The organism is Aeromicrobium changchenzhani (genome assembly GCF_057586615.1).
In genome coordinates this window covers 708,943-723,581 of sequence record NZ_CM172480.1, presented here as the reverse complement: position 1 = coordinate 723,581, position 14,639 = coordinate 708,943, and the positions used below count along the sequence as shown (strand labels likewise).

General features: G+C 62.3%; 15 protein-coding genes. All 15 read right to left on the bottom strand.

Features of this window, described 5'->3' with window-relative positions; all coding sequences use genetic code 11:
- Positions 1 to 79: 79 nt before the first annotated feature.
- Positions 80 to 820 carry an SRPBCC family protein gene (locus tag AC2YB9_RS03755; RefSeq protein ID WP_487267420.1) on the bottom strand — a complete coding sequence of 247 codons (741 nt, stop codon included), beginning with the start codon at positions 818 to 820 and terminating at the stop codon, positions 80 to 82.
- Complete coding sequence (locus AC2YB9_RS03750; protein WP_487267419.1) at positions 820 to 1,674, bottom strand: FAD binding domain-containing protein; 855 nt, start codon at positions 1,672 to 1,674, stop codon at positions 820 to 822. The genes AC2YB9_RS03755 and AC2YB9_RS03750 overlap by 1 nt, the downstream gene beginning before the upstream one ends.
- Positions 1,671 to 4,148, bottom strand: a complete 2,478-nt coding sequence (locus tag AC2YB9_RS03745; RefSeq protein WP_487267418.1) for a xanthine dehydrogenase family protein molybdopterin-binding subunit — start codon at positions 4,146 to 4,148, stop codon at positions 1,671 to 1,673. The genes AC2YB9_RS03750 and AC2YB9_RS03745 overlap by 4 nt, the downstream gene beginning before the upstream one ends.
- Complete coding sequence (locus AC2YB9_RS03740; protein ID WP_487267417.1) at positions 4,145 to 4,630, bottom strand: (2Fe-2S)-binding protein; 486 nt, start codon at positions 4,628 to 4,630, stop codon at positions 4,145 to 4,147. The genes AC2YB9_RS03745 and AC2YB9_RS03740 overlap by 4 nt, the downstream gene beginning before the upstream one ends.
- A 139-nt stretch (positions 4,631 to 4,769) precedes the next feature.
- The gene (locus AC2YB9_RS03735) at positions 4,770 to 5,312 is read right to left on the bottom strand and encodes a PadR family transcriptional regulator (protein WP_487267416.1); all 543 of its coding nucleotides are present in this window, start codon (positions 5,310 to 5,312) and stop codon (positions 4,770 to 4,772) included.
- On the bottom strand, positions 5,309 to 6,487 hold the full coding sequence (locus AC2YB9_RS03730) for an XdhC family protein (protein ID WP_487267415.1): 1,179 nt from the start codon (positions 6,485 to 6,487) through the stop codon (positions 5,309 to 5,311). Before AC2YB9_RS03730 ends, AC2YB9_RS03735 begins: the two co-directional genes overlap by 4 nt.
- On the bottom strand, positions 6,480 to 7,592 hold the full coding sequence (locus AC2YB9_RS03725) for a vWA domain-containing protein (protein ID WP_487267414.1): 1,113 nt from the start codon (positions 7,590 to 7,592) through the stop codon (positions 6,480 to 6,482). Before AC2YB9_RS03725 ends, AC2YB9_RS03730 begins: the two co-directional genes overlap by 8 nt.
- 1 nt (position 7,593) lies before the next feature.
- Positions 7,594 to 8,472, bottom strand: a complete 879-nt coding sequence (locus AC2YB9_RS03720) for an AAA family ATPase (protein WP_487267413.1) — start codon at positions 8,470 to 8,472, stop codon at positions 7,594 to 7,596.
- Entirely contained in the window at positions 8,469 to 9,044 is a 576-nt protein-coding gene (locus tag AC2YB9_RS03715) for a nucleotidyltransferase family protein (protein WP_487267412.1), read from the bottom strand. Before AC2YB9_RS03715 ends, AC2YB9_RS03720 begins: the two co-directional genes overlap by 4 nt.
- A 193-nt stretch (positions 9,045 to 9,237) precedes the next feature.
- Positions 9,238 to 10,866: a chaperonin GroEL gene (gene groL, locus AC2YB9_RS03710; protein WP_487267411.1), complete on the bottom strand. Its 1,629-nt coding sequence runs from the start codon at positions 10,864 to 10,866 to the stop codon at positions 9,238 to 9,240.
- Positions 10,867 to 11,079: 213 nt separating this feature from the next.
- Complete coding sequence (locus AC2YB9_RS03705) at positions 11,080 to 12,357, bottom strand: hypothetical protein (RefSeq protein ID WP_487267410.1); 1,278 nt, start codon at positions 12,355 to 12,357, stop codon at positions 11,080 to 11,082.
- Complete coding sequence (locus AC2YB9_RS03700) at positions 12,354 to 12,713, bottom strand: hypothetical protein (RefSeq protein WP_487267409.1); 360 nt, start codon at positions 12,711 to 12,713, stop codon at positions 12,354 to 12,356. The genes AC2YB9_RS03705 and AC2YB9_RS03700 overlap by 4 nt, the downstream gene beginning before the upstream one ends.
- Positions 12,710 to 12,883, bottom strand: a complete 174-nt coding sequence (locus AC2YB9_RS03695; RefSeq protein ID WP_487267408.1) for a hypothetical protein — start codon at positions 12,881 to 12,883, stop codon at positions 12,710 to 12,712. Before AC2YB9_RS03695 ends, AC2YB9_RS03700 begins: the two co-directional genes overlap by 4 nt.
- Before the next feature lie 144 nt (positions 12,884 to 13,027).
- Positions 13,028 to 13,222, bottom strand: coding sequence for a cold-shock protein (locus AC2YB9_RS03690; RefSeq protein WP_487267407.1), 195 nt, complete (start codon positions 13,220 to 13,222; stop codon positions 13,028 to 13,030).
- A gap of 134 nt (positions 13,223 to 13,356) precedes the next feature.
- Positions 13,357 to 14,637 (bottom strand): threonine synthase, encoded by a 1,281-nt coding sequence (gene thrC / locus AC2YB9_RS03685; RefSeq protein ID WP_487267406.1) that lies wholly within the window; start codon positions 14,635 to 14,637, stop codon positions 13,357 to 13,359.
- Positions 14,638 to 14,639 lie beyond the last annotated feature (2 nt).

Below are 14,639 nucleotides of genomic sequence, written 5' to 3'. Positions count from 1 at the left end.
TGGCGCAGCGATGACATCGAGTGGCGCATGGATGACGGAAACCGGCGCCGATTCTGTCATCCGTGCGCCACTCGGCGGGTCAGCGTTTGGACCGGACCCAGCAGATGATTGCCGCGAGCACGCCAATTCCAACAATCGGCAATGCAAACCGTTTGAGCAATGACGGCACGATGATGTGCATCATGTTGATGTCCGGCGCGTCCACCGGCACGCTTGCCAGCCGCGGCGGAGGCGGCGACGGTTGTTCGACAGCCGGTTCCCTGACATGAGTGCCATCGGTCGCAGGCTTGGGCTTGGTGTCCGCAACCGGTTCGGCGTCAGCAGCGAGGCCAGTCCCAGCCGCCTCAGCTGCGGCGGCCTCGGGCGCTGCTGGCTCCTCTGATCCCAGTTTGCCCGCGATGCACTCCACAAAGATCCCCAGCAACTTATCGCTGACATCTTGTATGACGCCGCGCCCGAACTGTGCCGGTTTGCCGGTGATCGCGAGATCGGTCGTGACCTCGACCGCAGTGCCCGAACCGTCGGGCGTGAGCACCGCGACGATCGTGGCTCCGGCGGTGCCATTGCCACGTTTGTCCTTGCCCTTGGCCACGATGACGGCCCGACGATTGGCCTCATCGCGCTCGGTGAAACTGCCGGTGCCGTTGTAGAGCATCGCGATCGGACCGAGTTTGACCTTGACCGAACCAGCGAAGCTATCGCCCTCGATTGAGGTGATTGTCGCGCCAGGGAAGCACGGTGCGACCCGCTCAAGATCGTTGAAGGCAGCCCACGTGACATCGATTGACGAGGGCACATTGAACTTGTGGACGAGTTCCATCAGGCTGCACCCGCTGCCATGACCGCACGAGCGGCCAGTACACCAGCAAGATGTCGGCGGTAGGCCGGATCACCATTGGGATCGCTGGGCGGATTGGTGCCATCACCGATATTTAGGGTCGCGGCCTTCACCGCCGCTTCGTCAAGAGCACAACCGACCAGCGCCTGTTCGACGGCGGTCGCACGAATCGGCACCGAACCCATGTTGGTCAGACCAATTCGAGCTTCGGCAATCGAGCCACCTTCGGTGCGGATCGCGGCCGCAACCCCGACGATCGACCACTGCTGAGCCGCGCGGACGAATTTCTGATAATCCGTCCCCCAACCTTCCCGCTTGGGTATGCGGACTTGGGTCAGAATCTCGTCCTCCCCCACCGCGGTAGTGAACAAATCAACGAAGAAATCGGCCGCCGCGACTGTGCGGGTGCCCCCCGGGCCAGCGATCACGAACTCGGCGTCAAGCGCCAAGGCCGGGGCCGGCAGATCACCCGCAGGATCGGCGTGGACCAGCGCACCGCCGAACGTCCCGCGATGCCGCACTTGCGGATCGGCGACGGTATCGGTCGCCTTCTTGATCAAGCTGGCATATTTTGCGACCAGTGGATCATTGGCAACAACTTGATGCGGTGTCATTGCGCCGATGACGACAAAGTCACCGTCCTCACTCACCCCGGACAGCCCGTCGATCTTACCCAGATCGATCAGGTGCTCGGGCGCGGCAAGGCGCAGTTTGAGCACCGGGATGAGGCTCTGGCCACCCGCCAAGATTTTGCCTTCATCGCCGGCCTGGGACAGCAAATTCAATGCTTCCTCGATCGTCGCGGGGGCCGCATAGTCGAATGCTGTGGGGATCATGAGGCATCTCCTGTCGGAAGGGAACCACTAGTATTTGTGTCGACCTGTGCCGCCGTGGTCGGCTGTACCTGAGTCGGCGGATCACCGGCCGCGCCAGTTGAGGAACCGCTCGCCGCGGCCTCCTGCAAGGTGCTCCATACGCGGAACGGCGAGCATGGCATCCGTACGTCGCGGACCCCGAGGTGGCGCAGCGCATCGACCACACCGTTGACGATTGCGGGCGTGGACGCGATCGTGCCGGCCTCGCCAACGCCCTTCACACCGAGTGCGTTGGTCGTGCATGGCGTCTCGGTACGGTCGGTGTCGTAATGCGGCAGATCCGGTGCGCTCGGCACCAAATAGTCGACGAATGATCCCGACACCAGCGTGCCGGACTCATCGTAAATCGCCTCTTCGAACAGCGCCTGCGAAATGCCCTGCGCCAGACCGCCATGGACCTGCCCATCAACCAACATCGGATTGATGACATTGCCGATGTCGTCGACGCACGCATACTTTCGTACGGTCGTCTCGCCGGTCTCGGTGTCGATCTCCATCGCCGCTAGGTGGGTGCCATGCGGGAAGTTGAAGTTGACCGGGTCGAACGTCGCATCGCAGTCGAGGCTCGGTTCGAAGCCATCTGGCAGATTGTGCGCCGCGAAGGTCGCCAGCGAAATCTCGCCCAGCGTCATGCCCTTGTCAGTGCCCTTCACGCTGAACGTGCCCGCTGCGAATTCAATGTCGTCACGATTGGCCTCCATCAGATGTGCCGCGACCGTTCGAGCCTTCTCAATGACCTTGTCGGCTGCGGCGACGATCGCCATGCCACCGACAACGAGCGAGCGTGAGCCGTAGGTGTCCATGCCCTTCTGGGCGACCTGGGTGTCGCCATGCAGGATCTCGACGCTCTCGTATGGCACGCCCAATCGGTCAGCGACGATCTGGCTAAAAGAGGTCTCGTGGCCCTGCCCATGTGGGCTGATGCCCGTGACGACCTCGACGTTGCCGGTCGGCAGGACGCGCACTTGCGCATACTCCCAGCCACCAGCACCGTAGTCGAGCGAGCCGAGTACACGCGATGGTGCGAGGCCACACATCTCGGTGAACGTCGAAACGCCGATGCCGAGCTGAACCCGATCGCCAGCGTCTCGGCGCTGCTTCTGCTCGGCGCGCAGTGCGTCGTAGCCAAACATTTCGAGCGCCTTCGTGGTCGCAGCCTCATAGTTGCCCGAGTCATATTCAAGCCCAGCCACGGTCGTGAACGGGAACTCTTCGTGCTTGATCCAATTTTTCTCGCGCAACTCGATCGGGTCCATGTTGAGTTCGTATGCCAGATCGTCCATCAACCGCTCGATCGCGTACGTCGCCTCGGGCCGACCAGCCCCGCGATAGGCGTCGGTCCAGGCCTTGTTGGTGAACACGTTGTTGCATTCAAAGCGGTAGGCCGGGATCTTGTAGATCGAGGGATACATGAACGCACCGAGGATCGGGACACCCGGTCCGACGAGTGCGAGGTAGGCGCCCATGTCAGCGATCAGGTTGACGCTGAGGCCGGTGAGGATGCCATCTTTGGTCGCAGAGAGCTTGAGCCGCTGGACCTGAGCGCGACCGTGGTGGGCTGCCATCAGTGATTCGCTGCGGGTCTCGGTGTACTTGCATGGCTTGCCAGTCTGGCGTGCCGCCAGCATCGTAATAACTTCTTCGGGCGTCACCTGAAGTTTGCCGCCAAAACCGCCGCCGACATCGGGGGCGATAACCCGCACCTTCGCTTCGGGCAGGTTGAGCGTCAGCGCCAGCATCAGCCGCAGGATGTGCGGGATCTGGGTGGCCGACCACATCGTGATCTGGTCTCCCGTCGGATCGACAAGCACCGAACGCGGCTCCATGAACGCCGGGATGACGCGCTGTTGGTAGTAGGTCCGTTCGATGACGACTTCGCCGTCGGCGATCGCCTTAACCGCATCGCCACCGGTGCCCGCCTCGGCCGAATCGAAGATCCATCGTGCCGACCGGTTGGTACCGAGTTCGGGGTGCGCGAGGATCTTGTCGTCATAGGCTTCTTCGAGGTCCAGTGCGATCGGCAATTCGTCATAATCCACATCGACGAGTTCGACGGCATCGCGCGCCGCAGCCGGACTGCGGGCAATGATGCAGGCCACCACTTCGCCGGAGAACGCCACGTGGTCGACCGCGATCGATGGATGCGGTGGCGCCAACTGATCGGGGGTGATTGGCCAAGCGCAGGGCAGGCTGCCCTGGATCTCGGCAACATCTTTGCCGGTCATCACCGCGAGGACGCCTGGCGACCGCTTCGCCGCATCGACATTGATCGCGGTGATCGTCGCATGCGCATACGGGCTGCGTACGAGCGCCAGATGTAGCGTGCCGCTGGGCGTCATGTTGCCGGTATAACGGCTGCGGCCGGTGATGAGCCGTTGATCTTCCTTGCGCCGGCGAGCTCTACCGATTTCTGGGCTGCTCTCGGTGATGGTCATGCCACACCTGCTTCGTTCGAGGCTTTCGCCGCTGTCTGCACGGCCTTGACGATGTTCTGATATCCCGTGCATCGGCAGAGATTGCCCTCGAGGCCTTCACGGATGGTCTGCTCGTCCGGATCGGGGTGCTCGTTGAGGACGTCGATCGACTGCATGATCATGCCCGGTGTGCAGTAGCCGCACTGCAATGCGTGGCATTCGTGGAACGCGGCCTGCATTGGGTGCAATTCACCATCGTGGGCAAGCCCTTCGATCGTCGTGACCTCGTGGCCATCGGCCTGAACCGCGAGCATCGTGCAGGACTTGACGCTCACCCCGTCGACATGGACCGTGCACGCACCGCAGTTGCTGGTGTCGCAGCCGATTAGGGTGCCGGTCTTGCCAAGTCGTTCACGCAAATACTGGACCAGGAGCATTCGGGGCTCCACGTCATCGCTGTATTCGACATCATCGACTCGTACCGAAATGCTCGTGCCCGCCATGAATTTCTCCCATTCGCTCTAGGTGCTCTGACCCTAGGTATACACCGCTGTGATGCCGGTCACAATACGGTCGCGAACGTTGCACGCAGGTTGCATTTGCGCAGGTCAGGTAGTATCAGTGAGACTACTGACCGCGATTTCAGTGCCCGCCCTCCGACGTCAATCGGTCGAGGAATCGCATAATCGACTCAGAGTTCTCTGCCCGCCACAGCGCCAGTGTCCGGTCAAACCCTTCGGCTTGATCATCGGGAGTACGCAGCGATTTGTAGATCGGCTCCAACACATCGCGCTGGCGCCGGAGCAACGGCTCGGGGTCCATACCCAGACGATTATGCAGCGCGAGTTTGACCAAGAAGTCGACACGGATATCGCGCATGTGTGGGAGTGGTGTCCCAAGCCAGCGCAAAAACTCGGCGCGGCCGCTCGCATTGGCGCGCTCCACAACTCGCTCAGGACCTGCGGCCGTCACCTCGATATGGCCGTCGGCAAGGAATCCTTTAGCCGTAAGCGTGCGGATCGCGCGGTAGACCATCGGCCGATGAGCGGTGAACGTGTTGCCGAGCCAGCCACCGGCGCCAAGCTCCTTGGCGATCACGAAGCCGTGGCGCGGCGCCTCAACCAACAGCCCGAGGACGACTCCCTCGATCAGGGTCAGCTGAGGTTCTCGCTCGGCGGTGCTCACCGCGCGCTGGCCGATTCCGGCGGGAAGGCATCCGCATCGTCGCCACCGCCACTTTGATGGACGTCACGGCCGGTATCGACCAACCGTGCCGTCGTGCCGCCCCACCGCAGCGCGATGATCTCAGCAGCGACCGAAACGGCGGTCTCCTCAGGTGTTCGGCCACCGAGGTCGAGCCCGATCGGGCTGGACATGTGCGTCAGATACTCATCGGTCAGCCCAACTTCCCGCAACCGCACGAGTCGATCCTCGTGAGTTTTGCGCGAGCCCATGACACCGATGTAAAAGGGCTTGGTAGTGCCTTCGAGTCGCAACGCGATGTCAAGCACCGGCACATCGAACTTGGGGTCATGGGTCAGGACGCAGATCACTGTTCGGTTGTCGATGCGGCCCTCAGAAACTTCTTTCTGTAGGTAGTGATGCGGCCACGCTACGACGACATCATCGGCGACCGGGAAGCGCGCTCGCGTGGTGAAAACCGGACGCGCATCGCAGACCGTCACGTGATAGCCGATGAAGTGCCCCTGCTTGGCCACCGCGGCCGCGAAGTCGATCGCGCCAAATACCAGCATCCGCGGCCTGGGTTGATAGGAGGCAACGAACACGCGCATACCGGTGTCCATCCGTTCGCCCTGGGTCCCGAAGGTCAGAATCGCTGTGCTGCCGGACTCGAGCAGCCCGCGAGCATCGTCGCCGACAGCATGGTCGGCGCGTTCGAGTCCAAGCGTCCCGCTGACTGAATCGGGCCGTATGACCAACCGGCGCCCCAGCCATTCGGGATCGGTGTGTTCGATCACGGTCGCCACCGCGACTGGCCGACCCGCGGTGATATCCGCTGCAATCACATCGAGGTCAGGAAAAGTTTGTCGCGATACCGGCTCGACAAAGACGTCGATGATGCCCCCGCAGGTGAGGCCGACCGCGAATGCTTCATCGTCGCTGAAGCCGAAGCGGTGCAAGACCGGTAGGCCGTCAGCGACCGATTGCTCTGACATTTCGTAGACCGCACCCTCGACGCAGCCACCCGAAACCGAACCGGCAACCGAACCGTCGGGCGCCACCATCATTGAGGCTCCCGGTGGCCGTGGCGCCGAGCGGATCGCCTGGACGACTGTTGCCAGCCCGACCGTCTCTCCGTTCTCCCACGACTCAACCAATTCGGTCAGAATGTCACGCATCGGATATCAACTCCAACAACTCGGTGAAAGTGGCCAATGAGTGGCCTGCGACCAATTGGTCGACGTATGGCAGGGAGGCGACGATGCCGCCCTGGATCGGGGCGTAGCCGGCCTTGCCGCGATGCGGATTCGACCAGATGACGCAGTGCGCGAGCCGTTGCAATCGGTGGACCTGTTCGCCCAAGAGCTCGGGGCTACCGCGCTCCCACCCGTCACTCGCGATGACGACGACCGCGCCACGTGCGACGCCACGTTGGCCCCAGCGGTCGTTGAAGGCACGCAAAACCTCGCCGAGCCGGGTGCCACCGGACCAGTCCGGCACCGTCTCACCGGCGACGCGCAGCGCCTGCTCCGGATCCCGTACTCGCATCGCGGCCGTGACCCGGGTCAGCCTGGTGCCGAGCGTGAACACTTCGGTCGTATGCGGTGCCGCCATGACAATCCGATGCGCCAGCCGGAGTAAACTGTCTGCATACGACTCCATCGAACCGGAAATATCGATCAGCATGACAATGCGTCGCGGCCGCTGTTGCGGCCGCCGATGACGCAATGGTCCCGGCTCACCGGCCCGATGCAGTTGGTCGCGGATCGTACGCGCGCGGTCAATCTCGCCATGGCGATGCGGCCGCTTGCGGCGGCTGCTGCGCAATGGAATTTCAAGTTGAAGGCCGGCGAAAATTCGCGCGAGATGACGCCGTTCGGACGCGGACAGGCTCGCGACATCTCGGTGCCGCAAGGACTCCTCCGCGCTGGCCAGCACCGCGATGTTGCGCTCCTCACCATCGCCGCCAGATGAGTCGCCCTCGTCGCCTTCCAGCGACGCCTGGGTGATGTTCCGTTGCGCGGCTGGTGGCGCTCCGGTGCCCGGCAATTCACCGCTGAACCAACGTTCGAAGGTTTTGTTGTAGGGCGCGAAATCATCCGGTCCGGTGCATAACGTGGATCGGCCAGCCCAGTAAACCTGTCGGCGCTGACCGGCATCGAGCTGGGCCACCGCAGCTAAGAACACCTGCGCCCGATCGGGACCAATCGTGAGGCCCGCCGCCCGGAGGGCATGGGTGAACCCGAGGAAGATTCCGGTCGCGTTCAGCTCAGCAGTGCTCATGTCACGTGGTCAACATCTTGTCGAGTGCGGCCCTGACGCGTTCGGTGTCCTCCCGATATTTGCAAATTGCGCCGATTGTCGCGGCGGCCGAGGCAAGATCCAGATCCTCACGGCCCAGTTGGTCCAGCGCGCGCGCCCAGTCGAGGGTTTCGGCGACGCCCGGCGGCTTAAGCATTTCATTGCCGTCGCGCAATTGTTGGACAACAGTCACGACCTGTTCGGCGAGCGTGGCGCTGACGTCGGGGAGCCGGGTACGGACGATCTCGATCTCGCGCGCCAACCCCGGGTGATCGATCCAATGATAGAGACAGCGTCGTTTGAGTGCGTCGTGAAGTTCACGAGTTCGGTTCGAGGTCAGGATGACGATCGGCGCTGTCTTAGCGGTGATCGTCCCAAGCTCGGGGATCGTCACCTGATTGGTTGAGAGCACCTCCAACAGGAATGCCTCGAACTCGTCATCAGCGCGATCGATCTCATCGATCAGGAGTACCGCAGGGCTCTCCTGCAATGCCCGCAGGATCGGTCGGGCCAACAGAAACCGCTCGTCGAACAGGGATTGCTCGAGCGCATCGGTACCTTCGCTCGAACCGGTCGCCTCGACGGTGCGCAGGTGAAGGATCTGCCGGGTGAAGTCCCAGTCATACAGCGCCTGAGTCGAGTCGATGCCCTCATAACACTGCAGCCGGATCAGCGGAATGTCGAAAGACTCGGCCAACGCCTCGGCGAGGGCAGTCTTGCCAGTGCCTGGCTCGCCCTCAAGTAGCAATGGTCGTTCCATCGACAACGCAAGATAGGTGGTCGTCGCCAAACCCTCGTCGGCGAGATAGCCCACCGCGGCCAGCCGCTTGGCGACCTCTGTGGCGTCACTCACATCAGTCATGGTTCCAGCATAGGTGTGGGGGTGTCGACGTCGCGACCGGTTGACAGATCAGAGCAATCGATCTCGACTGGGGCATGCCGGCCGAGATAGCCACGCGCACCACGGTCGCCACCGGATTCAGCGATGATCGCGGCCCAATGCTCACGGCCGATCAGAACCGGGTGACCGGGGCCAGTCCCATAGGCCGCGCGGGCCAGCACATCCGGTGTCGAGTGGGTCAGCAGCCGCGCGATCACGTCCGCACCGACATCGGGCAAGTCGACCAGGTGAATCAGGACGGCGTCGGCATCAGTGCCGGTGATCGCACTCAGTCCGGCGGCCAGCGAGGCGCTCATGCCCGTTGCCCAGTCGGTCGCCTCGATGATCTGGACCGACATACCGGCCAACAGCGGTCGTACCGCGTCCGCTTCGGCGCCGATGACAACGGTCGGGTCGGCGCAACCACCGGCGATCAGCGTACGGGCCGAGGACACGATCCAGGGGACATCATTCTCTCCCCGGACGAGTGCCTTCGGCATACCCATCCGGCGACCTGCTCCTGCCGCCAACAACAATCCGACTGCCGAACCCATACGCGAACTCTCCCACCAGTCCCCCAACCCCACCCCCGCGAGTGGCGCAAATTCGTGAGCGAGTGGCACAAATTCGGGGTTTTTGGAGGCAAGAAACCCCGAATCTGCGCCACTCGGCGGAACTGGTCGGGATGCAGAGGGGCCCCGGTCCGCTGACGCGATCCGGGGCCCTCACTTCAGCTGGTGCGTGGGATTAGAAGCCCATGCCGCCCATGTCACCCATGTCCGGAGCACCGCCGGCCGCAGCCGGTTCGGGCTTGTCGGCGACGACAGCCTCGGTAGTCAGGAACAGAGCGGCGATCGACGCAGCATTCTGCAGTGCCGAACGCGTGACCTTGGCCGGATCAATGATGCCGGCGGCGATCATGTCGACGTACTCGCCGGTTGCGGCGTTGAGGCCCCAACCGATTTCGAGTCCGGCAACCTTCTCAGCGACAACTCCACCTTCGAGACCCGCGTTGATCGCGATCTGCTTGAGCGGAGCCGAGATAGCCGAGCGGACGATTGCCACACCGGTTGCTTCGTCGCCTGCAAGCTCGAGCTTCTCGAACGCAATGGCAGCCGCCTGCACGAGTGCGACGCCACCACCTGCAACGATGCCCTCTTCGACAGCAGCCTTCGCGTTGCGGACAGCGTCCTCAATGCGGTGCTTGCGCTCCTTGAGTTCAACCTCGGTTGCGGCACCGACCTTGATGACAGCAACGCCTCCGGCCAGCTTGGCCAGACGTTCCTGCAACTTCTCGGTGTCGTAGTCCGAATCACTCTTCTCGATCTCGGCGCGGATCTGGCTGACCCGTCCGGCGATCTGATCGGCGTCTCCTGCACCCTCGACGATCGTGGTCTCATCCTTCGTCACGACAACCTTGCGGGCCGTGCCGAGGAGAGTCAGATCGGTGTTCTCGAGGCTGAGGCCGACTTCTTCGCTGATGACCTCGGCACCGGTGAGGATGGCGATGTCGGTCAGCATGGCCTTGCGACGGTCGCCGAAGCCCGGAGCCTTGACGGCAACTGACTTGAACGTGCCCTTGACCTTGTTGACGATCAGTGTTGCGAGTGCTTCACCCTCGAGGTCCTCGGCGATGATGACGAGCGACTTGCCCGACTGCATGACCTTCTCGAGAACGGGGACAAGATCCTTGATGCTGCTGATCTTGGAGTTGACGATCAGGATGTAAGGATCTTCGAGGACTGCTTCCATACGCTCTGGATCGGTCCAGAAGTACGGCGAGATGTAGCCCTTGTCGAAACGCATACCCTCGGTGAGCTCAAGCTCGATGCCGAACGTATTCGACTCCTCGACGGTGATGACGCCTTCCTTGCCAACCTTGTCCATGGCTTCGGCGATGATCTCGCCGACCGTGGGATCAGCGGCCGAAATCGAGGCGGTCGAAGCAATCTGCTCCTTGGTCTCGATGTCCTTGGCCGAGGCAAGCAGCTGCTCGCTGATGGCCGAAACCGCTGCTTCGATGCCCTTTTTGAGCGACATCGGGTTAGCGCCGGCAGCCACATTGCGCAGGCCTTCGCGTACGAGTGCCTGGGCGAGAACCGTGGCGGTCGTCGTGCCGTCACCGGCAACGTCATCGGTCTTCTTGGCGACTTCCTTGACCAGTTCGGCGCCGATGCGCTCGTACGGGTCTTCGAGTTCGATTTCTTTGGCGATGCTGACGCCGTCATTGGTGATCGTGGGGGCTCCCCACTTCTTCTCCAAGACGACATTTCGGCCCTTGGGGCCGAGGGTGACCTTGACGGCATCGGCGAGTTGGTTCATACCCCGCTCGAGGCCGCGACGGGCTTCCTCATTAAAAGCAATAAGTTTTGCCATGTTTTGGGATTCTCCGCGTTCGCGTCGAAGTTGGACGATCGGGCGATGCCCGCGACGGACGGCTGAAGCCTTCGGCGAACCCTTCTCGCCTCGGCACACAACCTCATCGTTCCGATCAGTGTTTTAAAGGTGCTGTCTAGCACTCTCATACTACGAGTGCTAATCAAATATTGGCACTCGGGGTGCGAGAGTGCAAGTGCGCCAACAACCGGCTCATACCGAAAACAGCAGGAACAAGCCGGTGAATGTGTAGCCCACCATGAGCAGCAACATTGCTAACTGTCCGCTGAGTCGATGTTCACGCGGCAGCAGAACCAGAGCTCGGTCATGCGCGGCGATCACTGCAACTACGTGACCGGCCAACACAAAGCCAACTTTCAGCGCGGCAAGAATCCCCGAATGATTTGACAGCCAGAGGTCAGGCGCAGCATCGCCGAATGGATACCACCCACGTCCGAAGGGGTCGCCGAGCGCGATAACTGTGGCTTGCCCCTTCTCGACAAGGTAGGTCAGGTAGTGGGCAAAGATGTAGCCAACCACAATCGGCACGAGCGAATGCGCCATCAGACCCGGCAATTGCGCGCGCTCCGTCGCTGACATCCCGCCGGTCGATCGCGCCGCCAGCACAAACAAGCCGGCAACGACGCCAACGAACAACAAGAGCGTCAGCGAATGCACCCAACCTGACAGCGTCTTGGATTGCCAGAACGCCGACGCGGAGAAGCTGTCGTATGCGGTTGAGCCCAATAACGTGGCGAGTACGGCAATCAGTCCACGATCAACTGGAATTGACGGTAACGACCGAAGCGGATTGTGCAGCTGCCACCGGCCGTCGCGCACAAATGGTGACAGCCGGGCGACGATAGCGCTGTAGACATCGAATGGATCGGCGCGATCGAACCATCGTGGTCCGAACACCATGCCACCGGCGACCATGGCCGCCGCATATGCGCTCACCCAGATGCGTACGGCCGACACCGAACCCGGATCAGGTGATGCAAGCTCCAGCCAAACGAAGGCGAATAGCCCGACTGCGGCCGGCCAGTAGCCAAGTCGTGCCGGATAAGGGATAAACCCATTCGGTCGACCGGCGACCCGCCCGAACACCGCTTGGAGGCTCCGCCATGGCGACAGATCCCGCCACACGTGCCCGAACAGCAGTGCCAGTGGCACGAGCCCGACCCACATCAGGACGTAGAACGCTCCGAGCCCGCCGTTCGCGCTGGTTGACGGCCCGGCATACAGCGCGACGAGGGTATAGAGAACCAGAATGCCCCCGATCGCGGCCAACCACTGCCGACGCGGCGGCTCGGGTGCAGGGTCTGGCTCCCCGCCGAAGCGGGGTTCCTTCCAAGCCAAGGCGAGTACGGCGAAGGAGATCGTCAGCGCCCAGGTCGCGCCGACCATCGCATATACGAACGGGATCGGCAGATCCGTCGCGCCACTCAGCCCATGCGCGAGGAGCTCATCGTCCCCGGCGGGCAGCTTCACTTGCGAACGACAAGCTGCAGAATTGTGACCTCGAGATGGTGCGATTCGACCGCAATTTGGCCAAGGTTTTTGACGACGAAGGTGAAGTCTTTGCTGGCCGTGCCTGCTTTAATCTCGAACTCGTGCTCGGGCGTCGAGTGGACGTGAACCTCATCATCGGCATCACTTGTCACATTCAAAGTGACGTTCTGGCCGACCTCAACGTTGATCCGCTTGCCCTGGGGTGTCACTGCACCATCTTTGATCACGATCTTGACCACTTTGGGCGGCGCGCTCGGCGAGTTCGACATCTTCTCGGTTGAGCCACAGCCAGCGAGCGCGAGGACCATTACTGCGGCCAAAACAAGTCGTTTCATTGATTCTCCTCGGTCGTCGAATCGGCCTCAGGTTGTTCGCGTGCTTCATCGAGCCGATCCTTGCGGGCGATGTAGAGGACGACCCCGACGACCACGATGACGGGAATGAACGCCGGAATCGCGAGCAGCACCGCATGGTTGGCGAGCAGTTGTTCTCCGACCGGGGTCATGTGAGTATTTTTGCCTTTGAGCTCGGGGCTTCCTGTGCCGCGATGCTACTGGAAATCTGGGCGGTCGTGGCCGAATGTCCCGACCATACGTTCGCCTTGGACGCCAGCAAGATCAGCTCAAAGTTGTTGAGCGTCGGTCTTGGGTCACACGACGTCCTGCGCTTCGCGCCCCTTCGGCCCGTCGATCACCTCGAGCTGGACGCTTTGTCCGTCGTCAAGAGTCTTGTAGCCCTCGGTCTTGATCTTCGACCAGTGGACGAAGACATCATCCTCGCCTTCGACTTCGATGAAGCCGTAGCCCTTGTCAGCGTTGAACCATTTGACGGTGCCTTGCACCATGTATTACTCCTGCGCGCTCCTGGCGACCCCCGGCCCGGGCCACCGTGCTGATCTCGATCTTATACCCCGGTCGGTTCTCGGCGTCAGCCCCCGGCAACCGCCGGGATGCGGACTACGACACTCAATCGGGCTGCTCAGGCCGTGATGCCAGCGGCGACGAAGGCATCGTAGGTGGGCGGGATATTGGCGGTCGGTCCCACCCGTCCCGAGATCGCATCAAGTGTCTTGAGGCCATCACCGGTGTTGAAGATGACCGTCTCAGCCGCCGGATCGAGTTGGCCCGTAGCGAGGAGTTTCTTAAGATTGGCGACGGTGACGCCACCCGCGGTTTCAGCAAAAATGCCTTCGGTCCGGGCGAGCAACTGAATCCCGTCGCGCACTTCGTCATCGCTGACGTCCTCGACTGCTCCCCCGGTACGTCGGCAAGTGTCGAGGACGTACGGGCCGTCGGCCGGATTGCCGATCGCAAGCGATTTGGCGATCGTGTCAGGTTTAACCGGCCGTACGACATCGGAGCCCGCACGGAACGCTGCCGCCACCGGCGAGCAACCCGTGGCTTGGGCGCCGAAGATCTTGTAGGGACTTGCTTCGACCAGACCGAGCTCAGCAAGCTCGCCAAAACCCTTGTCGACTTTGGTCAACTGGCTGCCCGAAGCCACTGGAATAACGATCTGGGCCGGGATCCGCCAGCCGAGCTGTTCGGCGGTCTCATAGGCGAGCGTCTTGGAGCCCTCCGCGTAATAGGGCCGAACATTAACGTTGACGAAGGCCCAGTCGGGCTGTTCGCCAGCAATCTCGCTTGCAAGCTTGTTGACGTCGTCGTAGTTGCCTTGCACCGCGACGAGGGTGCCGCCATAGACGGCCGTCGTGATGATTTTTGCCGGTTCGAGATTCTCCGGCACAAACACCACGCTGCGGATGCCGGCGCGGGCTGCGGCGGCAGCGACCGCGTTGGCAAGGTTGCCGGTCGACGGGCAAGCCAGCACTGTGAAGCCGAGCTCACGGGCGGCGGCGAGTGCGACCGCGACTACCCGGTCTTTGAATGAGTGGGTCGGGTTGCCGGTGTCGTCCTTGACCCAGAGACTCTTCATCCCAAGCGCTTTGGCCAGATTGTCGGCCTTGACCAGCCGGGTGAAGCCGGGGTCAGTGTTGGGGATGCTCCCGACGTCGGCCGCGACAGGGAGCAGCGGCTGGTAACGCCAAATGCTCTTCGGCCCAGCTTCGATCTGTTCGCGCGTAATGGTCGGGAAGTCGTACGCGACCTCGAGCGGGCCGAAACACTCCAGACAGGCATAAAAGGCGCCGAGCGGCTGCTGCGCTCCGCAGGCCCGACAGACAAGTGACCGGGCATTGCCGAAAGCGCCTGTGCGTGGTGCGGACTTGGTCGATGTGCGTTCTGTGGTGTTGATGCTCACGA